Source organism: Lysinibacillus sp. NPDC093216 (assembly GCF_050280325.1).
Taxonomy (GTDB): Bacteria; Bacillota; Bacilli; order Bacillales_A; family Planococcaceae; genus Lysinibacillus.
On sequence record NZ_JBNNVB010000010.1, the window covers coordinates 34,584 to 58,214 of the forward strand.

Sequence of the window (23,631 nt, forward strand, 5' to 3'; positions counted from 1 at the left end):
GAGAGAAGGAGTTGTTTTTATGTTTAAAAGAAAAGGATTTTATAGCCTACTATTACTGATTTTTATTTTTCTGGTGGTCATGTTTGTAAATGAATATCAAGATTCAAAGCTAGAAATAGTTGATACCCCTCAGCTGGAAATGCCAAAGAAAAGTGAAATAAATCTTGATGTGAATTTACATAGCTCAAATGCTATATTAGTGAACTTAGACACAAATAAGATTTTATTGGACAAAGATAGTGACGAAATCATTTATCCTGCTTCATTGACGAAGATCATGACGGTTTTAGTTGCAATTGAAAATATCCCGAATTTACAGGAAAAGATTGTACTTCCTAAAAGTATATTTAAGAATTTATATGAAGAAAATGCTTCTATGGCAGGCTTTCTTCCTAATGAGGAGGTAACAGCAGAGGATTTACTTTATGGTTCAATGCTACCTTCAGGTGCGGATGCTTCTATTGGTTTAGCCGATTACATAACTGGGTCGGAGAGTAAATTTGTAAAGTTAATGAACGAAAAAGCTAAACAGCTAGGGATGAAAAACACACATTTTATGAATGCAACAGGACTCCATCATCCTGATCATTATACGAGTGTGAAAGATATTTCGATACTTTTACAATATGCCTTAACTAATAACACCTTTAGGGATATCTATACGGCGGAAAGATACTCAATTAAGTCAACGAATCTTCACCCAGAGGGCATGACGGTGACGAGCCGAATGTTTAAAAATTTGAATGCAAATGAAAAAACGAGAGGTGAAATAATTGGCGGCAAAACTGGCTATACAGAGCAAGCAGGCTTATGCTTAGCAAGTCTAGCGACAATTAAAGGCGAGGAGTATATTCTAGTAACAGTAGGTGCTAAAGGTGACTCACGAACAGAGCAGTTCAATATTACGGATGCATTAGCTGTATATCAACAACTTGACTAAGGAACTTTATGAATGTTTCCCGCAGTTCCTAAACTTACAATAAAATTTTATCCAAAAATAACATACTACCTTTCCATCCCTTCATATAATTTAAATATCTGAAAAATTTAGGTGACTATGTTTTGACTATAAATGAGTTTTCTATTCTTAATAAGGTCATTAAATCAGGTAAACCAGTATGAGAGGATGAGGGGTTTGAAGCATCCCGGCACAAATGTTTTTGAAAATAAAGAGGAACTATTCATACCTGAAGAAGCATTAGATAAAGATTTCTGTGATCGATTAGTGAAAAAAATTCATAAAAATATACTCAATGAAAATATAGCAAACGATGTTTATATGTCATATTTCGTGATTTTTGATCAACAATATAAATTGACAGAAATCCGATATTTATTAGATGTATTAAAATTACAAGCAAATGAAATTATTAGATCTAAGCCAATTTATATTACATTATGTGGTGTTATATTATCATTGATTACAATAATTGCCTCTGCCATCAATACTAAGCTGATGATTGGGATCTCACTTGTTCAATTAGTTGCCCTTGCAGTATTAAGTTTTAATGTAGCTGTATTGTTTATTTCCTTTAAAATAGAAAAAGAATATAAAAAAATATACGAAGTCATTAAATTAATTGACTATTATTTAAGTTTTTATAAATAGCTAAATAGGGGTGTGAAAAATGTGCAAAGTATTATAGATCAATTACATTTTTGGATAGATAAGGTGCCTGGGGAATTTCGTCAAATGTCTGAAATAGAGATTTCACAACGGCCAGAGCCTCAAAAGTGGTCAAAAAAAGAGATATTAGGCCATTTATGCGACTCCGCCATTAATAATCTGGAAAGGTTCATTAAAATACAATACGAAAAGGAACCTTTTGTATTAACTCCGTATGACCAAGTTCATTGGGTGAAAATTCAAGGGTATCAAGAGTTACCTTTTGATGAAGTAATGAATCTATGGGTGAACTTAAATAAAAAAATTATCTATGTTATTAAAAATATTCCCGATGAAAAGCTTGCTCTTCAATGTGGCTTTGAAAATAATCAACTAATAACTCTACAGTGGCTTATCCAAGACTACCTTGAACATATGGAACATCATTTGAAACAGATTTTTAAAATAAATGAGCAGATTTTGAATAGATAGTAACATGAATAGCAATTTAATCAATGATAAAAAGTATCCTACGTTTTAATCCCGAAATCACTGTAAGGACAACCTCTAGCTGCTAACACTGAAGTATACATTGCAACAAAAAATCAAAAAAGAGCATTTTTTTTAACATTCCTCAAATAATAAGGTACTAAATATTTTATTTGAGGAAGTGAAGATTTGAAAAAATTCCTGTTTTTATTGCCTATTTGCCTTTTAACTGTCTCCTTTTTTTATGCGAATGTCGGCGCAGAGCGATATGAAAATAAAGGAAGAAAGTATTATGAAGAAGCAGGACAAATTGTCTGGGAGATCAATACGGATGAAAAAATTGTTGCCATTACTTTCGATGATGGACCACATCGGAAGTACACATCTCAGATTTTAGATTTATTAGCCAAATATCATGCGAAAGCTACTTTTTTTATTGTTGGTCAAAATGCGCAAAAAAATCCCGAGGTAATATCAAGAATGTATAAGGAAGGTCATGAACTAGCCAACCATACATTTACGCATCCTCTAAGAACGAATGTTGAAAATTTACTAAAGGAAATAAATCAAACGAATGACGTCATTCAAAACATCACAGGATTTAAGCCTACTTTATTCCGCCCTGTAGAAGGACAGTATTCAGATGCAATGATTCAAGCAATTGCTAAAGAAGGATATAAAGTTGTTATGTGGTCATGGCACTTAGATACTTTAGATTGGAAAAGTCCAGGTACTAATAGAATTGTTAACACTGTGTTAAACGGTGTCAAAGAAGGAAATATCGTTCTTTTTCATGATGGAGGCGGAAATCGTCATCAAACTGTGCAAGCGATGGAAAAAATAATACCGGAACTTGAAAGGCAAGGATATAAATTTGTCACAGTTTCTGAATTACTCGAAGTGCAGAGTAAAAAAAACAAAAACAAATAAGTTTCCGTAATGTAAATGTGTCACTCATTATTAAATTTGTTGTTCCATAACGTGAGGTTGATTTCCGTTCCGGCTGGGCGCTTTGTAGCTGACGCTTTGCTTTCGCTACAGAAAACATTTGTTGCTGACGCTTTGCTTTCGCTACAGAAAACATTTGTTGCTGACGCTTCGCTTTCGCACAGAGCAGAGCTTCCTGGGGGCGTCCGATGAGCCGCTTGGGCCAACAGATGTTTTTTGCGCGAAAGCGTAGTGCAACGTAGCGACAGCAACAGCACCGATGTTGGTCACGAAGGCGTTATCACAGGACGTGATGGTTTTAGCCTTCGTTCCCCTATGTGCTCGCTCCAGGGTCTCATCTGTGACGCTAATCCCCGAGGAGTCGCCCAACCTCCACTCCAATCAACTTATACACATTATTTCAAATTTCATCTCTTGATAATGAGCAAAATATTTTTTAGTTAATACTAATTTAGCCCTGTTTTGGGTGTGCAAAATTTAATGAATTATTTTCCATTTAGAAAATCAGACTAAAATGAATTAGTCTGATTTTTTTTTTTTCTATTAATGACTTTTCCGTTTAACTTACATAATAATCTGTCACATTCAATTTATTTTTTTCAGAGATTTATTCTTAATTAAACGTTTGAACGAAAAAAGGTATAATTACCCTAATAAATAGGGGGGATTGGCATTGTGTAAGGTTGAATTGATTGAATGTAATAATGAGGTTTTAGAGGGAATTGGGAGTTATTGTCTTAGAAGTAAGAAGAAATCAAGCGGATATTTAAATAAGAACAAATGGCTGAACAATAGATTTGAAGAAGGCTTGAAATACGTACAAGTAATCGACAATAAAAAACAAGTAGGGTTTATTGAATATACAGAAGCAGAAAATTCATCAAGAGTAGTTCATGCTGATGATTATTTAGTGATTCATTGTTTATGGGTAAGTGAGGTTGGGAAAGGTTACGGTACTCGATTAATCAATAAATGTTTAGAAGATGCCAAAAAGCAAGCCAAAAAAGGTGTCGTTGTTATTACGAATTCAAAAACGTCTTGGGCGCCAAGTAAAGAGATTTTTTTGAAAAACGATTTTCAACTTATTGACACTGCCCCATTTGATTTTGAATTACTTGTCTACCAATTGAGCGACGAAGCAGAACATCCGTATTTTCCGAATGATTGGGAGGACAGATTAAAAAAATATAACAACTTAACGATTTTACGTTCGTTCCAATGTCCATATGTCGAAATTGCAACGGAAAATATTATAGCTGGTGCAAATAAATTGAATATACCAGTTGAGCTTATTGATCTTAAAGATAGAGAAGAGTTGATGGAACTGTCACCAACTCCGTACGGTATTTTTTCTGTCATTTATAAGGGACAGCTTCTTACTTTTCATAGGCTAACCGTACATTCTGTTGTAAAAAAACTAAGAGAACTGAGTTAAAAACTGCTCAGCGCAAACCCAAAATAAACATAAGTAAATTTCGGGTGTGAATAAGTGGTTATTAATGCTTATAAAAACATAGTAGAAGTTACAAAAGGTTCATAATATAGAATGAACTTAATATCTATCTTCGAACTACAAAAGTTAAGATAGTATGATTAAAGTTCAATCATCCCGCTTTTTACATTAGGACAAAAAGAAAGGGGGGAAAACCTATGGTAACAATTCGCCAAAAACTAGTATCAACTGCACAAGCAATCAATATTACAAATGGTAAAAATAATGCAAAAAAGTATATTGTCGTTCATGAAACCGACAATACGAACGTTGGAGCTGATGCTGACGCCCATGCTCGTTTGCAGATAAATGGAAACAGTAGGGAAGCTAGCTGGCATTGGGAAGTAGATGATAAGGAAGCTGTACAATCGTTTGAGCATTTTTGGGAGTGCTGGGGAACGGGAACGTATGTTGGTAATAGCCAAGGAATTCAAGTGGAAATCTGCGTAAATAGTGATGGAGATTATTTAAAAGCTGTGGGAAATGCGGCGAGTCTTATCGCAAAAATTATAAAAGATGAAAATATAACAATTCAAAATATTGTTCAACACAATTATTTTAGTGGGAAAAATTGCCCTCGTAATATTCGTGCCGGAAAAGTTCCTTGGTCACAATTTATCGACATGGTAAAAAACGCTGGAGATATTCTAGTGCCTCCAGTAGAAACGCAAAAATATCGCATTTTCACGGGAACGTATAGTACTCTTAAAGCAGCAGAAAGTGCAGCACAGGTGATGAAAACAACATTCGGCTGGCTTGTTTACATTGAGCAGGACGGTGCAAATTATCGTATTAAAACAGGAACATTTACAGGGATCAATGCAGCGAAAAATGCAGATATGAAAATAAAAAATGCTAAATTGGCGCAAGTTACGTATATTAAAGATGCATAAGAGGATATGTAATTTCTAATATTCATGAGGATTTTAGTTGACTGCTTCGAGGAAACGGGTAAAATAGAAAAGCAGTACCATTATATACCTTCAACTTAGCAGATAATAGAGGTGCCTTTAGAAAGCGCTTCAAGGGCACCTTTACTTTTACAAAATCTAAAGCAATAACATCTACATAGAATAATGTGCTTAACAATATAGTGATTAATAAATGCTGGATTTTCTGAAGATAGTTGGAGGACAAGATTTGTCGTGAAATTTTGACAGTCTTTTTCTTTTCGTCTTCTCTATAACCTGTTAAGATGGTAATAGTGTGACAACAAGTTAGTGTATATGAGAGTGGTGACAATCAAGATGGATGAACAGAAAAAAGATAGTATAGAACAGCAGCCAGAACAAACACCTCCTACTGAAGTAAAACTTGCAGGACAATTTATACAAATGAAACCGTTTAAATTTATTATGCTGATGTTCTTTACAATCCTAATTACTGCTGGCTTAACGATATTTGCGTTAACATTCGGAGATAAGAAAGCAGTTGAAGTGAAAGTACCGACTGGACGTACGGAATTTTCGAAATTGTACGAAGCCTATGATTTGCTTAAAAACAACTATTACAAAGATATCGACAATGCGAAAGTGGTCGATGGCGCTATTAATGGCATGTTTGACGCTTTAGGTGATCCGTATTCTGATTTTATGGTGAAGGAAGAAGCAGATCAATTTAAGTCTGGTTTATCTTCTAGTTTCCAAGGAATTGGTGCGGAAATTCAAGAGCGTAACGGCTCTATTACAGTTGTGTCACCTATTAAAAATTCACCTGCTGAAAAGGCAGGGCTATTACCGAAAGATATTATCTTAACTGTTGATGGAAAAAGCATTCATGGGTTAAGTGCATCTGAAGCGGTAGCTCGTATTCGCGGTGAAAAAGGAACACCAGTAAAATTAACCGTGAAAAGAGAAGGAAACGCTGATCCACTTAATATGACAATTGTCCGTGATGAAATTCCGGTTGAGACGGTTTACGGTGAAATGCTTGAAGGGGATATTGCCCATATTCATATCACCTCATTTAGTGAAAATACAGCAAAAGAATTTGAGAAGATTCTTGCAGATTACGAAGGTAAAGGCTTGAAAGGTATCGTCCTAGATGTACGCCAAAATCCAGGTGGTTACCTAGAAGATGCAATTGAAATTTCGAATTTATTTGTTCCGGAAGGTAAACCGATTGTACAAGTACAACAAAAAGATGAAGAGCCGAAAATTACAAATGCTATTGCTGGTAAAAAATATAATGTTCCAGTGACAGTCCTTGTTGATAGCGGCAGTGCTTCTGCTTCTGAAATATTAGCTGGAGCATTAAAAGAGTCTGTCGGTGCTAAAGTTGTTGGAGAAACATCGTTTGGTAAAGGCACAGTACAAAATGTCACACCATTAAAAGATGGCTCTAACCTTAAATTCACAACAGCTAAATGGCTAACACCAAATGGCAACTGGATTCACGAAAAAGGTATTGCTCCAGATGTCAAAGTGTCATACCCATCTTATGCATCATTACCATACTTAGATCCATCTGTGGAAATGAAAAAGGATGTGCAGTCTAACTCTGTAAAAGCGGCACAAGAGATGCTAGAAGTTTTAGGATATGAGCCTGGTAAAGCAAACGGTATTTTTGATCAATATACAGAACGTGCAGTGAAAAAACTGCAAGCTGCAAGTGGTCTTGAAGAAACAGGCGTTTTAACTGGCGATACAACATTTGCTTTAATGGATGCATTGCGTGCTAAAATAAAAGCAGATGATCCTCAATTGTTAAAAGCAAAAGAACTGCTTACTGGTACACCAGCAAAAACTGAGTAAACTACAAACTAACAAAGTAGCTGTCGCAGCAGGCGTCTCTAGTGGCCTTTTGCGACAGCTTTTTTTGGGGAGGTAATAATTGTGAAGGACGTATACTTATTTAGTGGCTTTTTAGGTAGCGGAAAAACATCCATGCTAACAGATGTTATTCGACAACTAAAGGAAAAAGATTTAAAGCCTGCTGTCATTATGAATGAGCTTGGAAAGCTACCATTTGACTCACAGGCTGTGGAAAAGGATATTCCACTAAAGGAAATGCTAGAGGGCTGTATTTGCTGCTCTGGCGCTGAAAAAACAGAGGCACAAATTCAATCTCTTCTATTAGATAGTGACTTTGATGTCTTAATTATAGAAACAACAGGTGCTGCACATCCTGTTGAAGCGTTAGACGCTGTTTATTCACCGTTATTTGCGGAACAGTTAAATGTCAAAGGAATTGTCACGGTTGCTGATTCGAAGCTGTGGCTAAATCGGGAAACATTAACTCCGCAAGTACGCTCCTTATTTATGGAACAAATCCGTCACGCACATTTATTGCTGGCCAACAAAACAGATTTATTAACAGAGGCAGAGCAGGCACAGGTTGTTTATGCGCTACAAGGCTTTAATCCCCATGCCTTTATTTTGCAAACTACAAATGGTCGAGTACCGTTACGTTTATTAGAAGATTTAAAGGCAACAGCTCAGGTGGATAAGCAAGATGTTGTGAAAGCCCCAATAGCATCAATGCATCTTGGTTCACGATTAGTTGAATTTAAGGATGTTGACTTTACACAGGAGCAATTTGAGGATTGGGTACGTACATTGCCTGAAACCGTATATCGAATGAAGGGCTATGTGCCAATTGAAGGTGTAAAAAATCCTATGCTGTTTCAATATGCGTATGGCATGGTCCAATGGCTTCCAGAATACGTAAAAATGCCCGCAAAACTCGTTATTATTGGTGAAGATGTAAGTAGTTTAAACGTTATAGGTATTAATATATAGACATATAAAATCTGCTAATTACTACTATTAAGACATGAAAGCTCTGTTCATATTGTCTTATGTAAGTAGTAATCATGGCAGATTTTTTTGTGGATTAGTAAAATGAAGGAAGTGAGTATCGCTATTTTAAGACTTTATTTTGCTCGCCGTTCTATTTGAATATTGAAAATAATTAATAGTTTTTTAGAGGTGTCAACCCTATTTGAAACGTAAGTATTTCATATGCTGGTGGAACTTGCTAAAAATTATTGCCAAAAACCCTCTGTTTGATGCGAATTTATGTCTCTGATGGTGTTGTTAGCAGATGCTGGCAAGAAATTTATTAAATTCGTACTTTACGATTGTTTGCAGAGAAGGAGGAATTGCAAAAATGAAAAAAACACTAACTGCAATTTGTGCAACATTTTTATTAGCAGCTCCAATTCAAATGGCTTCCGCTGCAGCAAATACTACAGAGGGGAACACAACATCAGACTGTAATAAAGTTTCTTATCATAAATGGTCAAATAATCAATGGTCAAATCATAAGTGGTATGTAAATGTACCACAAACACAAGCACCATCAAAAGAAACACAAGCACCAGAAAAAAATCAAACACCAACTAACAATACACAAGCAACAACTAACAATACACAAACAGCCCAAAAAGAAAATACAGCTACTACACCAGCTCAGTCTACACCATCAACGACTACTTCAGATGTGAATGCATTTGAACAAGAAGTAGTAAAATTAACGAATGCTGAACGTACAAAAGCTGGTTTAGCACCATTTAAAACGGATGATCAACTGATGGCAGCTGCTCGTGAAAAATCACAAGATATGCAATCTAAAAACTATTTTTCACATACAAGCCCAACATTCGGTTCTCCATTTGATCGTATGAAAGCTTTAGGTATTACGTATAAGAGTGCAGGTGAAAATATTGCACAAGGTCAACGTACGCCTCAAGAAGTAGTACAAGCTTGGATGGATTCACCGGGTCACCGTGCGAATATTTTAAATGAGAAATTCACACATATTGGTGTTGGTTATGTGAAGTCAGGTAACTACTGGACACAACAGTTTATCCAAAAATAATAATAGCTTTATTGAATAATAGGATGTCCACTAAGTCAAAAACGGCTTAGTGGACATCTTTTTTTATTTTCATAGTAGAAGCTCGAAATTAGACTTTGGTGGAAATAGAGTTTTTTTCTTTTATATCTTCGGCAAAACGAGAGGTTGATTTCCGTTTCAACTGGGCGCTTTTTTGGGGGCGTCTGATTAGCCGCTATTTTTAATATTTCTTCCGCGTTCTTTAGGAGGATAGCTACTTCTTTCAATGAAAAAAGCAAACTAGAACATGTCTAGTTTGCTATTGTTGCTTTGGCCGTGCTTTTAAATCTTTTTTGAACAAGTATTAAACGTATTAATAAAGTAATTGCTCCTGTAGTCAAACCTGCAACTAGCCCAATCCAGTAGCCAAACGGTCCGAAGTCTGTGTGAGTGGCCAGTACATATCCGACAGGCAAGCCGATAATCCAATACGAAATGATCGCCATGATAAAGGTCATTGTAACATCCTTGTAACCTCTCAAAGCTCCTTGTACGGGCGCTTGGATAGCATCAGATAGCTGGAAAATGGCCGCATAAATTAAAAAATGACCGGCGTATTCTAGCACTTTTCCATCAGTTGTATACATATTGGCAACTGGCTCACGAAGGATAAAAAGGATACAAGCTGAAATAAAGCTAAATAAAATCGCGGTGCCAACACATAAATAGCTGTAGAGTTTAGCATCATGCATTCGGTTAGCGCCTATTTCGAACCCTACTAATATCGTAACGCCCATCGAAATACTAAGTGGCACCATATAGAGTAGGGATATATAGTTTATAAAACTTTACTCTATTTACACCAAAGGGTGTATTATCGTAGATTAAACTCCTTGATATATTTGAGAACTGTCTTTTCACTCATAGAGAGTTCATTAGCAATTTTTCGAGCTCCGATATCAGGCTGTATAGCTAAAATTTTACTAATCTCTTTAACAAGCAATTCCTTGCGTTCTAAGCTTCCTTTTCCAAGTTGAAGGTTTTTATACGAACCGAACGTCTCTTCGTCTTTTCGAAGCGTATGAGCCGTATGGGGGGATATTCTAACTAACTCAGTGAAAGAAATTATCCGACCTTGTTTATAAATAAGCTCTTGTGTTTGATAATATCTCTCTCGCTGTGCTTCAAGTTTTTCAGCTTCTTGTTTTGCATTTGGAGGATCTAATTTAATCGGCACGTTCCATGGAATATCTTCTGAAGCAAGCCTTAGACGCAAAGTTAAAATTTCCTCAGACTCACTATAGGTGGCTTTTTCAAACATGTTATTCAATAATTCCTGAATATCTTGTTCAGGTGCTAGACCAAGTGAAAGGGCACTAATAGCAAGCGCATCAGGTAGGATGTCTCTGTGCTTAATTAGGGCCTCAAAAGAGTACTGATTATTTTTTATTAACTTTATCTTTTTAAGATTTGTTTTGTGATGCTCTGTAAGTATAGAAGTTTCGTTTTCAATTTCTTGTTTATTTTTATCAAGTACTTCTTCAGACCACTTACCACTTAAGTACAGACCTAACAACTTATCCAGTTTTTCATGATTATCTTTTATGTTCTGTTCAATTTTCTTCGTTTCTAGCTCTAACTGTCTTAGCTTTTCATCATCTTCAAATTCTAGATCGAAATAACTCTTAACTGACTCTTCACCAGTTAGATATTTCTCAGCAAATACTAACAATGGAACTCGAATTCTGTCAGTATTTACACTAGGTAAACTAGGACAGGGGTTAACATAATCGTTAGAATGCCTTAAGTAATGTTTGTACTCACCATCAACATAACTACCTTTTCGGATACTCAAAATGTTCCCGCAATCAGCGCAACGTATCTCGATAGATTTAAGAAAATGATTTTCTCCAGATCCTATTTTTGTATGACGTTGATCCAACCTTTCTTGTACCCGGTCAAAGGTTTCTTTTGATCGAAGAGGGGGATAAACATTATTCTCGATAATCGTCTCACCATTAGCAAAAGCTTTCCGTAATTGACCGTGATAAGCTGGATTTCTCAATTTATTTCGAACTTGTACCGCAGTCCATTTTCTATTATTTGATGTTTTACTGATACTGTTTAAATGAGTTGCTATTTTTTGTAAACCCATCTTTTCATCAAGGTAAAGTTTGTCAATAAGAGGAATAATCCATTCACGATCAGGATTAATTGATACCGTTTTAGTTAAAGGGTCATAATCATATTCCTCAGGTTGCTTTCCCCACACATTGCCTTCACGTGTATACTGCCGTTGTCCACGACCCATTTTTCCGAGTAAATCCAATCTTGATCTACGAGCTAGCAAGTTTTTTAAGTCAGAGAAGAATTCATCATCAGCATTGCTTAAATCTGATATATGTCCTGGCTCTGCAATTTTTACGTTGTTTTCTCGTAATACACCTTTTAAATATTCCCACTTAATCGTATCTAAACGAGACAGGCGGTCTTGTTCGATACAAAGTACAACATCTACTTGTCCTTTTTCTACGCAGTCTAAAAGAGCAGTAAGGCCATCTTTATCGAGTTTAGTTCCACTATCAACATCTTTAAAAATATCAACAATTTCCCAGCTTTGTTGATTTGCGTATCGAGTTAATTCCAACGTTTGGGCACTTAAGCTGTAGCGGTCTTCTTGTAACTTAGTGGATACACGAATGTAAATAGCTACTCTTAGTACTTTGGATACTGTTAAATCTTTTATTACCAACAATTACACGACCCTTCTGTTAATTTTGTAAAAAATCCCTTTGGGAACACTTTACAAACATTCGTTCCCGTGATACTATTATCTCACAAATAAAAGGGGAATGCATGTTCTTATTTTTTAGACGTATTGTTCTGTTTTACTCTCAAAGCTTTAATATATTCAGTAGCTCTTGCTAGCTCATCAGCAGTAAGTGGCTCACCATCAATTGTAATTTGAGGATCCTTAAAAGTGAGAGCGACATACTCATTTTTGATGGCAGCCGGAGTATCGTCACCAAGAATTCTAGTTGTGTCAATAATCGCATTTTCTCTAATTTTTAAAGCAGCTTGTTCGTCAACATTGTAGAACCAAGCTAACTTAGCCATAGCCTTAACAGAGGGGAATCTTTTACCTCTTTCATACAAGCTAATCGCTTGTGAAGACATTTCTGTTTGAGAAGCAACATCAGCCAAGGATAATTTTCTGTTCTTGCGAAGCTGAAGTAAATAATCTGCAAGAATTGTACTGAATTGTTTTCTAGGCTCTATTTTCTTATCAGTCATAAGATTACCTCCTGTAAGTTATTTGTTTTTATTCTGATTTTTCATAATGCGTAGTGCACGAATGTATTCAGTAGCTTTTTCCAATTCTTCTTCTGTTAGTGGTTCACCATCAATAGTAAATGGCTCTTCTGTAAAGTCTAAATCAGCGATTTCATCGGATTCTACTTGATCAGATTCCATTGAAGAAAAGTGTAATTTATCTATTTCCCTACGTTCTTCTTCAGTAGGATAGCGATCGAAATCAGGGTTGTTTGCCAATACAAGTTCTCTGTTTAACACAGCTTCTGTTCGCATTTTATAGAGTTCATCTTTATCTACACCGATTGCTTTAGCATAAGAAGCGATGATTTTAACAGACGGTAATCTTTTGTCAGATTCATAGAAAGTGATTGATTGTTGTGATATGCCGATTTTTTCGGCTAAATCAGCTTGAGAAATATCCTTTCCTAGTCTTTGTTTCTTTAAGAATTCACCAAAACTTTTATAGTCTTCACCAAAATAGTTGTGAAACATAGTTTTATCCACCTTTCGAAATGTTGAAGTTTATGGGTTTTTATCATGAATTTAGTTAAATTGAAAAAATAATGATTAAAGTTCTTGCAAAAACAAAATATAGTTGTTATAGTATTAATCAATCCGAGCAACTACAAAAAAGTAGTTAAATTTATAGTTTCGTTACTACAAAAAAGTAGTATTTTTAATATCATTTAGTCTTAAGGAGGTGTAACTATGGAAAATACAAAACGAAATACACTAGTGTCCTTACGTAAAAATAAGAATTGGACCCAAAGAGATCTAGCAGAAATTATGCAAGTCTCACAACAGGCAGTCAGTGAATGGGAGCAAGGAACTCGTTCTCCAACTTTTAAAAAAGCTAAGAAATTAGCAGACTTATTCGAAACACCTATTGAATCTTTTTTATAACCCTGATACTACAAAAGTGTGATACCACAAAAAGTAGTAATGTGTTTTAAAAAATAAGGAGGTCTCATAACCGCCATGTTTAACAAAGATTTAGCTAAAATGTACGCATACCTACCAATTAAGCTCAGTCAACTTTCCAAAGTAGACCCAAATGCTGCTCTTAGCATCATCCAAGATTGGGGCGATGGAAGAAAAGACATCCGAAAACTCTGGAAAGAGACAACTGATTCACTTGATGCTGCAACATCAGGTAAATCTGCATAGACTATAAACAATATAAACAACAAAATACTGTTTAAAAAATACAACTTTCAGTTGTATACATCCTAACATAAACGAGCGTTTAGATTCAAGCGTAATTATGTATTTTATTAATTAATTTTCTAACCAAAATGAATTCAAATCAAAATAGTTCACTATTCTATTCGAAAGTTAGGTGTACAAATGACAAAATATATGCAATTTATGTCCAAGATGCTTACTGCAAGCGAGATAAATAACATCTCCGCGAAAGTTAAACTACTTAGAAATGAAAGTCGTGAAATTGAAGCAGTGGCAATGATACTTAGGCAAACAAGACCCGAGAATCATAGATTCCAAGTTAAATCTCTTCAATCAAAAATTAGTTAAATAGATTGCGAGACGCTGTTCTCGCTTTGAGAACTTTAAGCATGGTTGTAATTAGAGTTTTCAAAGCGATACCGGACATCGCAGGGCTATCAATAGCTCGCAAGGGGATGGACCAGAAATACCTTGCGCAGAATCTATTAATCAGAGAGGAGATTGCTAGTGATTAATCTAGTAGTAATTCAAAAAAGACAAGCTGTAACAACCTCGCTTCAGGTTTCAGAAACATTTGAGAAACAACATAAGAACGTGATTCAAGTAATTGAAAATTTGGTAGCTGAAAATTCAGCCACGAAAAACATGTTTTATGAAGGCTCTTATGAGAATCGAGGTAAACATTACAAAATGTATTACATGAACCGCGATGGATTTACGCTTCTGGCAATGGGATTTAACGGAAGTAAAGCACTTGAGTTCAAACTCAAATACATCGATGCGTTTAACAAAATGGAATCTCAACTGAAACCTAACTTACCAGGTACGTACAAAGAAGCGTTACAAGCACTAATTCAAAAAGAAGAAGAGCGTGAACGCCTTGCACTTGAAAATCAAATGTACCAGCAGCAAATCGCTGATGCAGCACCTAAGCTTAACTATGTAGATATTGTTCTGAAATGCCCGGATCTACTAACAGCAACTCAAGTTGCAGATGATTATGGCATGAGTGCCCGTAAGTTTAACTCACTTTTACATGACTTAGGCATTCAATACAAACAATCTGGTCAATGGTTCCTGTATGAGAAGTATAAAGGTCAAGGATACACCAAATCTGAAACTACTCATTTTAATAAGACGAACGGGGACAAAGGTACAAGTCTTTTAACCAAGTGGACTCAAAAAGGTCGTTTGTTCTTGTATGAATTATTAAAAGAAAACAATATTTTACCAACAATCGAAATATTGGAGGATGATGCATCATGAAATCAACAGGTATGACAAGAAAAGTAGACGAGTTAGGACGAGTTACTTTGCCGAAAGAGATTCGGGATAATTTCGGAATCAAAGAAAAGGATCCATTAGAAATCTTCACTGAGAGTGGCAACATCATTCTTCGTAAATACGAGCCAGTAAGTGAGAGCAAGATGCGTACTCAGTTTGAGTTAGAAAAGCTTCTAGGAGAACTCTCAACAGAAGAGCAGAAGCGTGTAGTTGAAGATGCTATCAAGCTTTTAAAAGGGTGATAGCTTATGAAAAACGGAAAACGTTTAACTGTTGCCCAACGTAAATATTTACAGTCGCTAAACTTAAATAGTGAGAATTGGCTTATCTCAAAATGCACTTCTGAAGAGTGGGAGCTAATGCATCGCTATACAGGACAGCCCAAAGTAATACCTGCACCTTAAAACTGAATAGGAGGACAAGCTTATGAATGATTTACAAATCAACACGCAAATTCAGCAATCAGAAGCAAATGGATTGTATCAACAAATCGAAGACATTAAACGTCAACGAGCTAATCTGAAAGACCAACAAGACAAGCTTGAAGGTAAACTGTTTGATCATATCCAAAAGCACGGCAAAGTACTAGCTTATAAGAATAACTTGCCTTATGTACTGACTGTAGGAAATGTAACAAAGTCAGTATTGAATAAAAAGGAGCTTGCTGCAGAACTTGAGGTTCCTCAAAAAGATTTGAACACACAGGGCATTGCTGAACTTGTAGAAGAACAACGTCTAACTAGTGATATGATCCGTTCAGCTACTTATAGTGAATCGGATGTAAAGCTAAAGGCTCGTAAAGCTAGAAAATCAGATATTGAATTAATCTTTGGGAAGTAGGTGAGAAGATGAAACCACCAACAGATATGTTTGGGAAAGAGATTAAAGAGGGCGAAGCTTACTTCGTTGTAAACGATAGAGCAATCCACCTTGACTCGATGGAAGATTATTTTATTGAGGTATTAGGCGCAACAGTCCATGAACGCAAAAAATCGCTAACTGCTGGAACAGTTAACGATCAGAACAAATCACACCAATGATTCAGTGCTATTGTAGCACAAAAGGAGAGAAAACAAAAATGAAAATTGAAGTTACTCACGTTATTAAAGCAGATTCACAGATTGCAAGTTTACTTAATGCATTCCTTGGAGCAATTGGAGCTCCATCAGATAATCTATCAGTAACAGATGCCGTTGATTTAACGCAAACAACATCAACACCTACTAATAATGAGGCAACCACAAAAGCATCTAAACGTATGTATCTCTTCCATGAGGAATCAGGCGCAGTACTAGTAGTAAATAAAGGTGAAGAATTAGCTAAACACTTTGAACAAGGTCTTGTAGAAATCTCTAAAACTGAATTTGACCGCATCCAAGCAGAGAAACAGACTCGTATCGAAAAAGCTGAAGAACAAGCAGATGATAAAGCTACCAATGAAACACCTGAACAAACTAGTGAAACTGAGGACCACGGTATCACAATTGAAATGGTTCGTGCCGAAGCTAAGAAACTTGCTTCAAGTGGACGTCAAGCTGATTTAAAAGCTATCCTTACTTCCTTTGATGCACCTAAACTTACAGCGGTGCCAAAAGCTAAATTCCCTGAACTATTAGCAGCTATTAAGGAAGCTGTAGGTGAAGCATAATGACAGGACACAGTGAACGTGCCCATGCATTATTAAGCGCCTCTGGATCAAAACGTTGGTTAGCATGTACACCTTCAGCGCGCGCAGAAAGTATCGTCCTGCAAGAACTCGAAGCCCAAGGAATTAAAGAACCTGAAAGCCCATTCGCGGAAGAAGGTACACAGGCTCATGAATATAGTGAAATTATTCTAGATCGTGAGCTAAGTAATATCACGAAAGCTCAAGCAACTAGACGTATCAACAAGTTCAAAAAGGATAAGAAGTTCTATGGTCCTGAAATGGAGGATATGGTTGAAGTTTATACAGATTACGTGATGGAACGCGTCAATGCTGCAAGGCTTGTAACACCTGATGCACTTGTCCTAATTGAACAACGATTAGACTTTAGTCAGTGGGTGCCTGAAGGATTTGGTACAGGGGATGTACTTATTGTTAGAGATGGAGTACTTGAAATCATTGACCTTAAGTACGGTAAAGGTGTAGCTGTCGATGCTTATGAAAATCCACAGATGAAGCTTTATGCCTTAGGTGCTATAACGGCTCATGATGTGCTGTACGACATACAGGAAGTGCACATGACGATTGTGCAACCAAGGCTAGACAGCATATCTACTTTTGAAATGTTAGCTGAAGATTTATATAAGTGGGCCAATGAAGAAGTGAAGCCAAAAGCTGAAATGGCTGATAACGGTGACGGTGATTATGTACCGGGAGAACATTGTAGGTTCTGTAAAATCAAATCATCTTGCCGAGCTAGAGCTGATGAAGCACTAGAAACAGCAAAAGCTGAATTTGCAGACGATGGCACAATTGAACTGAATACACCTGAACCAGCGACACTCACGAATGCAGAACTAGCAGAAATCCTATTCGTTGTTGATGACATCGAGAAATGGTGCAAGGACATCAAAGCTTATGCACTGGATCAAGCACTCAGCGGAACAACTTATGAAGGCTTCAAATTGGTCGAAGGTCGAAGTAATCGAGCTATCACAGATGAAGCCGAAGCTGTAAAGCGTCTGCTTGAAAAGGGTGGCGTTACAGAAGAACAGCTTTACACGAAAAAGCTTGAAAGCATTACTAATCTTGAAAAGAAAGTCGGTAAGAAAGCATTTGCCGAAATACTAGATGGGGTTATCGTCAAACCACCTGGTAAACCTGTGTTGGTGACAGAAGATGATAAACGCCCAGCGATCCAATCAGCCGAATCTGCTGCTAGTGATTTTGCAGACGATTTACTAAATTGACAAATCACCGTTGGTGAATGATAAGTGAGGTGACACAGATGAACACAACAGCAAAAGGGCTAGGTGAACGTAAAAAACAAATAATTCAATTCATTCACGATTTTAGACAACAAAATACGTATGCACCTACCATTCGAGAAATTGCAGCAGGTGTCAGCCTCACTTCAGTATCAACTGTACAAAGACATTTAAATGGCCTAGTTGAAAAAGGTTATATCGAAATGGAACAGCAAAAGCCTCGTACCATTCGTTTAACTGAAAAAGCACTAGATATGACAATTTGAGAGGTGGTGAACCAATGAATCGTCGTTATCTTATTACAACTAAAGATATAAGTGAATTTGTAGAGCCAGAAGCGACTACTCTAGCTGACAATAAAGGCCAAGCTTTGGCACTGCTAAGCAGTATCACTAGTAGTGATCACAGAAATTTGGTTTCAGTAATTGAAATTAACATTGATACAGCGCAGGCAGTAAAGCTTGAACCGTTCTTGAATGACCAGTTCAAATTAGATCTACGTGAAAAACGACTTACGTAAAAAACAATAATTAATTAAAACAACATTGGAGGAATTTAAAATGGCAAAACGTGAAGGTACAAAAGTAATTACAAACGAGGCTCGTATGAGCTATGCAAATGTATGGGAACCAAAAGCGATTGAGGGGAACGAACCAAAGTATTCGGTTGCTGTCCTTATCCCTAAAACTGATACGGATACAATCAAAAAGATCAATGAAGCTGTTGAAGCTGCTAAGCAAGAAGGCAAAGCAAAATGGAACGGTAAAATTCCACCAACGCTTAAATTGCCATTACGTGACGGTGACGAGGAACGTCCGGATGATGAAACGTATGCAGGGCATTACTTCTTCAATGCTACATCTAAAAATAAACCTGGCATTGTGAAAAAAGGTACAGGTGCTGTTGTTGAAATCACTGACGAGGACGAGTTCTACAGCGGTTGCTTTGGTAAAGTGTCCGTAAACTTCTATCCATACAATGCGAATGGTAACCGAGGCATTGCTGCAGGGCTACAAAACTTATTCAAAACTCGTGATGGTGAACGTTTAGCTGGTGGTGCATCTGCTGAATCTGACTTCGCTGATGAGGTTGATAACGACTTTGGTGATGACGAAGATTTACTGGACTAGTAACTAATGAAGATTGCTGTTGTTAACTTCCCTAGTAGTCTAAGTGCCACAGGTTTTGGAGAAAAAGAGTATCACTACAAAACTTATATAGAAACTCTTAACGAGAATAACTTAGTTGTTGTTGAAACAGCTACAGGATACACCGTTGCTAGATTCAAAAGATATGTAGAAGACACTCAAGTTAAAGATTTGAAGTACATTGTTCAACTAGTTAGGTTAAAACGCCACAAACAACTAAAAGAGCAATGTGAGATAGATGCGTTACTAGATTAAAACTGCATAAGGAAGGTCTATTTTTAGGCCTTCCCTTCTTTATACCTAAAATGCCTATTTAATAGGAAGAAATACAAGATTTTAGGTGTAACGAAGGGAAGGAGGGGTAACTAGTGAAACCAAAGTTTGAAATTAACCAACGTGTATGGGTATCGGTAAGAAACACTGTAGAACAATCCAAGCCGTACGTTACTGAACATATCATTACTCGTATTGAAAAAGGCGGCATATACGCTCGTCCAGTGAATCATTTACACGAACGACGCTTTCATACTAATACACTGACAAGCAAGCACAAAAACAGCAAGTATGAGTTTAAGCTATGGGCTAGTGTAGAGGGCTTCTGGAGAGCTGTAGAAAAAGGAATGTACAAATGAAAAATCACATCATCTTTTTCAGCGGTGGAAAGTCTAGCTTCACAGTAGCGCATCTAGTAAAAGAACAATTTCCAAACGACAATATTCTGCTCTACTTCACGGACACACTTTGGGAAGATGAAGACTTGTATCGTTTCATATATGAAGCTAGTGATAAGTTAGAACTCCCTATGCTTACACACTCAATGGGTATCAATCCAGTACAGCTTATGTTTAAACAAACAGCGGTTTTTAACTCTCGTATTGGCAACTGTTCACTTATTTTAAAAATGGGTGTAGCTGCTGATTTTCTAAAGAAGGGTAAAACTCCTGAGATTGAAAAGTGGCACAATAAGCAGTTCCTCAAACAAGAGATTCCTATAGATAGAGAACCTAATTTCTTTGAAAATACAACACTGTATTTTGGAATCGGATGGGATGAAATGCATCGAGAAAAGGCAATTAAAAAGAACTGGCAACCTTTCGTTGTAGAGATGCCTCTAATTGATGAAATTATCGATAATGAGGAAGTATTGAAGCTTTATGGCATTCGAAGACCTCGCCTTTATGACTACGGTTTTGCTCACAATAACTGTAAAGGAAGATGTGTAAAAGCTGGTCAAGGCCATTGGAAGAACCTTGCGAAACAAATGCCTGATCTATTTCAAACAACACTTGCACAAGAACACTACATGGGCTTGTACGTATCAACGAATCATTATATTCGAGCTAGTAAGTATTTACCTGAACATGAACGTATTCCGGAAGAAGCACAAGAGATAATGTTAGCTGAATTGAATGATGCATACGCCGATTATTTCAATGGAAAAGCTAGTAAGCCGAAAATTTACGTTCATCCAAGTTTTACTGCTGTGCCCTATGAAACGAATCTACTACAAATCGATTATGTATTTAAGAAAAACTTAAAAAAGCGTAGAAGATTTAAACGGGTTCGTGATTCAAAGAAAAGGTGCATTAAAGCTAAGTCAGGCATTAGGTTAATTGAAACAAGACACATGACACCAGTGAAATATACGTTTATGAAAAAGTCTAACAAAGGTATTACGTACCCATATGCAATCCGTGACCTAGCATTAGACCTAAGAAAAGAACATCAAGCTCAGCAAAAGCTAGTTGATGAATTAGATGTTGGTGGCTGCGGGTGTTTCGTTGAATATGAATCTGATGTAAATATCGAAGGCTCAGAGTTTTCAGTTTGTGAAATCAACTTGAAAGACGAACTTTTAAAGAAACAAGAATCTGAAAAGAAGGAGGAGGTACCAATCAAAACTCTTAATATCGACATTGAAACATTTTCAAGTTATGACTTAAAAAAAGTCGGTGTCTACAAGTACTGTGAAGCCCCTGACTTTGACATACTCATCTTTGCTTATTCAGTTGATAGGCAACCAACCAAAACAGTTGAGCTTGCTAGAGGTGAAAATATACCACCTGAAATAATTGAAGCTTTAGATAATCCAAAAGTTTTAAAGAAAGCCTTTAATGCACAATTCGAACGTGTCGCGTTAAGTGCTTATCTCAAACAAAAATATGAACCTATCGAAATGTTCAACAGCTTTACAGACCTTGGCTTCTTAGACCCTAAACACTGGCGCTGTACCATGGTTGATGCAATGAAAGCAGGGTTACCAGCAACTCTTAAAAACGCTGCTCTTGCATTAGAACTAGATGAACAAAAAGACAGTGCAGGTACACACTTGATTAATTTCTTTTCGAAACCACGGAAGCCGACTAAAAAGGACAAGCGAACAAGGAATCTGCCTGAAGATGATTTAGAAAAGTGGAATGCTTTTGTTGACTATTGCCGACAGGACGTTGAAACCGAAAAAGCTGTCGGTGATGCAGTGGACAAATATCTTAACCTTGGCAGTAAATCAGACCGTTTTGAGATGGCCTTGTATCACTTGGACCAGGAGATTAATGACCGTGGTGTCCTTCTAGATATGAATGTAGTAGAAGGAGCACTTGCAATCGATGAAGCTTACAAAGCGATTCTGATGAAAACTGGGCAAGGAATCACAGGTATAGAGAATCCGAACAGTCCTAGCAAATTGCAAGCTTGGTTCAAAGAGCAAGGCTTAGAGCTTCCTAATCTTCAAAAAGAAACAGTGAAAAAGGCCATTGAAAAAACAGATGGCAATATACGCACTATGTTAGAAATTAGGCAAGAGCTATCCAAGACAAGTACAGCTAAGTTTGTCACGATGAAAGCTGCTGTGTGTTCAGATGGTCGAGTTAGAGGTTTATTACAGTTCTACGGTGCAAGTCGTACCGGAAGATGGGCTGGACGCTTGGTACAGGTGCAGAACCTACCACAGAATAAAATAGCTGATCTTCATATTGCTCGGGAAATAGTTGAAAATTCTGACTTAGAAACGCTTGAGTTGCTATATGACCAAGTACCATTTGTGTTATCACAGTTAATCCGAACGGCCTTTGTAGCTCCTCAAGAAAAAACATTTGCAGTAAGTGATTTCTCAGCTATAGAAGCTCGCGTAATTGCATGGCTTGCAGGTGAGAAATGGCGACTAGAAGTGTTTAATACACACGATAAGATTTATGAAGCCTCGGCTTCACAGATGTTTAAAGTGCCAATTGAAACGATTGATAAGGGCTCACCATTGCGTCAAAAAGGTAAGGTTGCAGAACTAGCATTAGGGTACCAAGGTGGAGAAAATGCGCTTATCTCAATGGGTGCGTTAGATATGGGTATCCCACAATCAGAACTTAAACCGTTGGTTGATGCGTGGCGTAAGGCAAACCCAAAGATTAAAAAGCTTTGGTGGGACATTGAAGCAGCTGCTATGCGAGCTATCGAAAATCCAGGTGAAGTTATTTCATTTAATAAAGGAATGAAATTCTTCATGCATCATGGTTCTCTAATAATGCAACTCCCAAGTGGTCGTAGACTTTGCTACTACAAAGCTAGATTACGTGATCATCAAAAGTTTGAAGGTAAACAAGAAATCGTCTTTTGGGGTGTTGATGGTACTACCAAAGCATGGTGTGAGCAATCAACATACGGTGGGAAACTTACTGAAAACGCAGTACAAGCAATCGCTAGGGACTGCTTAGCAATGTCGATGTTACGTCTAGACAAAGAGGGTTATCCAATTGTAATGCATATCCACGATGAGGCTGTCATGGAATCAGAGGCAGATACAATCATGACTATCGAGGAAATCATGGGACGACCTATCAGCTGGGCTGAAGGACTCCCTTTAGAGGCTGACGGCTTTGAAACACCATTCTATAAAAAGGATTAGGAGGATAAGTATGAACGCCAGTTTTGAAATGAGATGCAAATGCTGCAACATTGATCTTGAAGGTAAATATTATTTGCAAGATAGAATAACTGAAGAGAAAGTTTGCGGGAATTGCGCTGTGGTTGAAATGTCTTGGAACGTTGAAACACTTGACGATAAAGTTTTCATCCCTAGTAAAGATTTGATGTTAATAGGACCGAAAGGCTACAACGTTACTACTGCTTTAAAAAGTTTCATTAGTTTAGAAAGAAGCAGAGCTATCAGTTACATCAATATTCGATTGGATCAATTAATGAAAGATAGCAATTTAGAGGGCCAACCTTCAAGAGCAACTTCAGAAGAAATGAGTAGTGCAGTTCTTGGTGCAGAAATTGCGAACCTAGATTTTCAGATTGATAAAGCAATCGATGCTAGTGATCGCTACACTTTTTTAGCTTTATCTGGACAGTTAAATGAGTTATTGGCAATGGTTTGAGAAACAAATGGAGCTTAATCGTTCAATATCTTACAAAACGAAAAACTTTATTGGTATATCTTGCTATTTATTGTGCTAATTGTTATTTTAAATACAAAG

General features: G+C 36.8%; 28 protein-coding genes and 1 pseudogene. 25 read left to right on the forward strand and 4 right to left on the reverse strand.

The genetic code is table 11. The features are described from left to right. Window positions 1-19: 19 nt before the first annotated feature. The 9 genes from ACQKOG_RS13025 to ACQKOG_RS13065 all read left to right on the forward strand — a co-directional run bounded on the left by ACQKOG_RS13025 (window position 20) and on the right by ACQKOG_RS13065 (window position 9,356). Complete coding sequence (locus ACQKOG_RS13025) at window positions 20-940, forward strand: D-alanyl-D-alanine carboxypeptidase family protein (RefSeq protein ID WP_427446816.1); 921 nt, start codon at window positions 20-22, stop codon at window positions 938-940. Window positions 941-1,135: 195 nt separating this feature from the next. Further along, complete coding sequence (locus ACQKOG_RS13030) at window positions 1,136-1,609, forward strand: hydroxymyristoyl-ACP dehydratase (RefSeq protein ID WP_370082071.1); 474 nt, start codon at window positions 1,136-1,138, stop codon at window positions 1,607-1,609. Between the two features lie 21 nt (window positions 1,610-1,630). After that, the gene (locus tag ACQKOG_RS13035; protein ID WP_370082069.1) at window positions 1,631-2,098 is read left to right on the forward strand and encodes a DinB family protein; all 468 of its coding nucleotides are present in this window, start codon (window positions 1,631-1,633) and stop codon (window positions 2,096-2,098) included. A 186-nt stretch (window positions 2,099-2,284) separates the two neighbouring features. Further along, a complete protein-coding gene (locus ACQKOG_RS13040) occupies window positions 2,285-3,025 on the forward strand; it encodes a polysaccharide deacetylase family protein (protein ID WP_370082068.1) in 741 nt (246 codons plus the stop codon). Window positions 3,026-3,716: 691 nt separating this feature from the next. Continuing rightward, complete coding sequence (locus tag ACQKOG_RS13045; protein ID WP_370082067.1) at window positions 3,717-4,478, forward strand: GNAT family N-acetyltransferase; 762 nt, start codon at window positions 3,717-3,719, stop codon at window positions 4,476-4,478. 215 nt (window positions 4,479-4,693) lie between these two features. Continuing rightward, window positions 4,694-5,428 (forward strand): peptidoglycan recognition protein family protein, encoded by a 735-nt coding sequence (locus ACQKOG_RS13050; protein ID WP_427446819.1) that lies wholly within the window; start codon window positions 4,694-4,696, stop codon window positions 5,426-5,428. Between the two features lie 354 nt (window positions 5,429-5,782). Then, window positions 5,783-7,288: a S41 family peptidase gene (locus tag ACQKOG_RS13055; protein ID WP_427446821.1), complete on the forward strand. Its 1,506-nt coding sequence runs from the start codon at window positions 5,783-5,785 to the stop codon at window positions 7,286-7,288. Window positions 7,289-7,369: 81 nt separating this feature from the next. Beyond that, window positions 7,370-8,275, forward strand: a complete 906-nt coding sequence (locus tag ACQKOG_RS13060; protein WP_427446823.1) for a CobW family GTP-binding protein — start codon at window positions 7,370-7,372, stop codon at window positions 8,273-8,275. A gap of 370 nt (window positions 8,276-8,645) precedes the next feature. Beyond that, entirely contained in the window at window positions 8,646-9,356 is a 711-nt protein-coding gene (locus tag ACQKOG_RS13065; RefSeq protein ID WP_427446825.1) for a CAP domain-containing protein, read from the forward strand. 269 nt (window positions 9,357-9,625) lie between these two features. Here ACQKOG_RS13065 and ACQKOG_RS13070 read toward each other — a convergent pair. The 4 genes and pseudogenes from ACQKOG_RS13070 to ACQKOG_RS13085 form a co-directional block, all read right to left on the reverse strand. Beyond that, window positions 9,626-10,156, reverse strand: a pseudogene (locus ACQKOG_RS13070) (MATE family efflux transporter); the annotation flags it as partial. 32 nt (window positions 10,157-10,188) lie between these two features. Further along, on the reverse strand, window positions 10,189-12,069 hold the full coding sequence (locus tag ACQKOG_RS13075; RefSeq protein WP_427446827.1) for a recombinase family protein: 1,881 nt from the start codon (window positions 12,067-12,069) through the stop codon (window positions 10,189-10,191). Window positions 12,070-12,176: 107 nt separating this feature from the next. Then, window positions 12,177-12,608 (reverse strand): helix-turn-helix domain-containing protein, encoded by a 432-nt coding sequence (locus ACQKOG_RS13080; RefSeq protein ID WP_427446829.1) that lies wholly within the window; start codon window positions 12,606-12,608, stop codon window positions 12,177-12,179. An 18-nt stretch (window positions 12,609-12,626) separates the two neighbouring features. Then, on the reverse strand, window positions 12,627-13,121 hold the full coding sequence (locus ACQKOG_RS13085) for a helix-turn-helix domain-containing protein (protein WP_427446831.1): 495 nt from the start codon (window positions 13,119-13,121) through the stop codon (window positions 12,627-12,629). A 216-nt stretch (window positions 13,122-13,337) separates the two neighbouring features. Here ACQKOG_RS13085 and ACQKOG_RS13090 point away from each other — a divergent pair, with 216 nt between their 5' ends. The 16 genes from ACQKOG_RS13090 to ACQKOG_RS13165 all read left to right on the forward strand — a co-directional run bounded on the left by ACQKOG_RS13090 (window position 13,338) and on the right by ACQKOG_RS13165 (window position 23,532). Beyond that, complete coding sequence (locus tag ACQKOG_RS13090; protein ID WP_427446833.1) at window positions 13,338-13,532, forward strand: helix-turn-helix transcriptional regulator; 195 nt, start codon at window positions 13,338-13,340, stop codon at window positions 13,530-13,532. A gap of 75 nt (window positions 13,533-13,607) precedes the next feature. Further along, the gene (locus ACQKOG_RS13095; RefSeq protein WP_427446835.1) at window positions 13,608-13,796 is read left to right on the forward strand and encodes a hypothetical protein; all 189 of its coding nucleotides are present in this window, start codon (window positions 13,608-13,610) and stop codon (window positions 13,794-13,796) included. A 525-nt stretch (window positions 13,797-14,321) separates the two neighbouring features. Next, window positions 14,322-15,080: a phage antirepressor KilAC domain-containing protein gene (locus ACQKOG_RS13100; protein WP_427446837.1), complete on the forward strand. Its 759-nt coding sequence runs from the start codon at window positions 14,322-14,324 to the stop codon at window positions 15,078-15,080. Then, entirely contained in the window at window positions 15,077-15,340 is a 264-nt protein-coding gene (locus tag ACQKOG_RS13105; protein ID WP_427446839.1) for an AbrB/MazE/SpoVT family DNA-binding domain-containing protein, read from the forward strand. The genes ACQKOG_RS13100 and ACQKOG_RS13105 overlap by 4 nt, the downstream gene beginning before the upstream one ends. Before the next feature lie 6 nt (window positions 15,341-15,346). Next, window positions 15,347-15,502 (forward strand): DUF6906 family protein, encoded by a 156-nt coding sequence (locus ACQKOG_RS13110; RefSeq protein WP_427446841.1) that lies wholly within the window; start codon window positions 15,347-15,349, stop codon window positions 15,500-15,502. A gap of 22 nt (window positions 15,503-15,524) precedes the next feature. Further along, window positions 15,525-15,938 carry a hypothetical protein gene (locus ACQKOG_RS13115; protein ID WP_427446843.1) on the forward strand — a complete coding sequence of 138 codons (414 nt, stop codon included), beginning with the start codon at window positions 15,525-15,527 and terminating at the stop codon, window positions 15,936-15,938. A gap of 8 nt (window positions 15,939-15,946) precedes the next feature. Next, the gene (locus tag ACQKOG_RS13120; protein WP_427446845.1) at window positions 15,947-16,138 is read left to right on the forward strand and encodes a YqaI family protein; all 192 of its coding nucleotides are present in this window, start codon (window positions 15,947-15,949) and stop codon (window positions 16,136-16,138) included. Window positions 16,139-16,176: 38 nt separating this feature from the next. Further along, window positions 16,177-16,746 carry a hypothetical protein gene (locus ACQKOG_RS13125; RefSeq protein WP_427446847.1) on the forward strand — a complete coding sequence of 190 codons (570 nt, stop codon included), beginning with the start codon at window positions 16,177-16,179 and terminating at the stop codon, window positions 16,744-16,746. Beyond that, complete coding sequence (locus tag ACQKOG_RS13130; RefSeq protein ID WP_427446849.1) at window positions 16,746-17,993, forward strand: DUF2800 domain-containing protein; 1,248 nt, start codon at window positions 16,746-16,748, stop codon at window positions 17,991-17,993. The genes ACQKOG_RS13125 and ACQKOG_RS13130 overlap by 1 nt, the downstream gene beginning before the upstream one ends. Before the next feature lie 38 nt (window positions 17,994-18,031). Next, complete coding sequence (locus ACQKOG_RS13135) at window positions 18,032-18,277, forward strand: LexA family protein (protein WP_427446851.1); 246 nt, start codon at window positions 18,032-18,034, stop codon at window positions 18,275-18,277. A 14-nt stretch (window positions 18,278-18,291) separates the two neighbouring features. Further along, window positions 18,292-18,531: a hypothetical protein gene (locus ACQKOG_RS13140; protein WP_427446853.1), complete on the forward strand. Its 240-nt coding sequence runs from the start codon at window positions 18,292-18,294 to the stop codon at window positions 18,529-18,531. 40 nt (window positions 18,532-18,571) lie between these two features. After that, window positions 18,572-19,141, forward strand: coding sequence for a DUF2815 family protein (locus ACQKOG_RS13145; RefSeq protein WP_427446855.1), 570 nt, complete (start codon window positions 18,572-18,574; stop codon window positions 19,139-19,141). A 6-nt stretch (window positions 19,142-19,147) separates the two neighbouring features. Beyond that, window positions 19,148-19,414: a hypothetical protein gene (locus tag ACQKOG_RS13150; protein WP_427446857.1), complete on the forward strand. Its 267-nt coding sequence runs from the start codon at window positions 19,148-19,150 to the stop codon at window positions 19,412-19,414. A gap of 113 nt (window positions 19,415-19,527) precedes the next feature. Further along, window positions 19,528-19,791, forward strand: a complete 264-nt coding sequence (locus ACQKOG_RS13155) for a hypothetical protein (RefSeq protein ID WP_427446859.1) — start codon at window positions 19,528-19,530, stop codon at window positions 19,789-19,791. After that, window positions 19,788-23,057 carry a DNA polymerase gene (locus ACQKOG_RS13160; RefSeq protein WP_427446861.1) on the forward strand — a complete coding sequence of 1,090 codons (3,270 nt, stop codon included), beginning with the start codon at window positions 19,788-19,790 and terminating at the stop codon, window positions 23,055-23,057. Before ACQKOG_RS13155 ends, ACQKOG_RS13160 begins: the two co-directional genes overlap by 4 nt. 10 nt (window positions 23,058-23,067) lie before the next feature. Beyond that, window positions 23,068-23,532: a hypothetical protein gene (locus tag ACQKOG_RS13165; protein ID WP_427446863.1), complete on the forward strand. Its 465-nt coding sequence runs from the start codon at window positions 23,068-23,070 to the stop codon at window positions 23,530-23,532. Window positions 23,533-23,631 lie beyond the last annotated feature (99 nt).

What these genes read in the sequence shown, in the direction of transcription:
- ACQKOG_RS13025 (WP_427446816.1), top strand. Translation starts at nt 20, where the DNA reads ATGTTTAAAAGAAAAGGATTTTATAGCCTACTATTACTGATTTTTATT.
- ACQKOG_RS13065 (WP_427446825.1), top strand. Translation starts at nt 8,646, where the DNA reads ATGAAAAAAACACTAACTGCAATTTGTGCAACATTTTTATTAGCAGCT.
- ACQKOG_RS13055 (WP_427446821.1), top strand. Translation starts at nt 5,783, where the DNA reads ATGGATGAACAGAAAAAAGATAGTATAGAACAGCAGCCAGAACAAACA.
- ACQKOG_RS13135 (WP_427446851.1), top strand. Translation starts at nt 18,032, where the DNA reads ATGAACACAACAGCAAAAGGGCTAGGTGAACGTAAAAAACAAATAATT.
- ACQKOG_RS13050 (WP_427446819.1), top strand. Translation starts at nt 4,694, where the DNA reads ATGGTAACAATTCGCCAAAAACTAGTATCAACTGCACAAGCAATCAAT.
- ACQKOG_RS13115 (WP_427446843.1), top strand. Translation starts at nt 15,525, where the DNA reads ATGAATGATTTACAAATCAACACGCAAATTCAGCAATCAGAAGCAAAT.
- ACQKOG_RS13080 (WP_427446829.1), bottom strand. Translation starts at nt 12,608, where the DNA reads ATGACTGATAAGAAAATAGAGCCTAGAAAACAATTCAGTACAATTCTT.
- ACQKOG_RS13140 (WP_427446853.1), top strand. Translation starts at nt 18,292, where the DNA reads ATGAATCGTCGTTATCTTATTACAACTAAAGATATAAGTGAATTTGTA.
- ACQKOG_RS13090 (WP_427446833.1), top strand. Translation starts at nt 13,338, where the DNA reads ATGGAAAATACAAAACGAAATACACTAGTGTCCTTACGTAAAAATAAG.
- ACQKOG_RS13125 (WP_427446847.1), top strand. Translation starts at nt 16,177, where the DNA reads ATGAAAATTGAAGTTACTCACGTTATTAAAGCAGATTCACAGATTGCA.
- ACQKOG_RS13165 (WP_427446863.1), top strand. Translation starts at nt 23,068, where the DNA reads ATGAACGCCAGTTTTGAAATGAGATGCAAATGCTGCAACATTGATCTT.
- ACQKOG_RS13130 (WP_427446849.1), top strand. Translation starts at nt 16,746, where the DNA reads ATGACAGGACACAGTGAACGTGCCCATGCATTATTAAGCGCCTCTGGA.
- ACQKOG_RS13105 (WP_427446839.1), top strand. Translation starts at nt 15,077, where the DNA reads ATGAAATCAACAGGTATGACAAGAAAAGTAGACGAGTTAGGACGAGTT.
- ACQKOG_RS13160 (WP_427446861.1), top strand. Translation starts at nt 19,788, where the DNA reads ATGAAAAATCACATCATCTTTTTCAGCGGTGGAAAGTCTAGCTTCACA.
- ACQKOG_RS13085 (WP_427446831.1), bottom strand. Translation starts at nt 13,121, where the DNA reads ATGTTTCACAACTATTTTGGTGAAGACTATAAAAGTTTTGGTGAATTC.
- ACQKOG_RS13120 (WP_427446845.1), top strand. Translation starts at nt 15,947, where the DNA reads ATGAAACCACCAACAGATATGTTTGGGAAAGAGATTAAAGAGGGCGAA.
- ACQKOG_RS13145 (WP_427446855.1), top strand. Translation starts at nt 18,572, where the DNA reads ATGGCAAAACGTGAAGGTACAAAAGTAATTACAAACGAGGCTCGTATG.
- ACQKOG_RS13095 (WP_427446835.1), top strand. Translation starts at nt 13,608, where the DNA reads ATGTTTAACAAAGATTTAGCTAAAATGTACGCATACCTACCAATTAAG.
- ACQKOG_RS13110 (WP_427446841.1), top strand. Translation starts at nt 15,347, where the DNA reads ATGAAAAACGGAAAACGTTTAACTGTTGCCCAACGTAAATATTTACAG.
- ACQKOG_RS13150 (WP_427446857.1), top strand. Translation starts at nt 19,148, where the DNA reads ATGAAGATTGCTGTTGTTAACTTCCCTAGTAGTCTAAGTGCCACAGGT.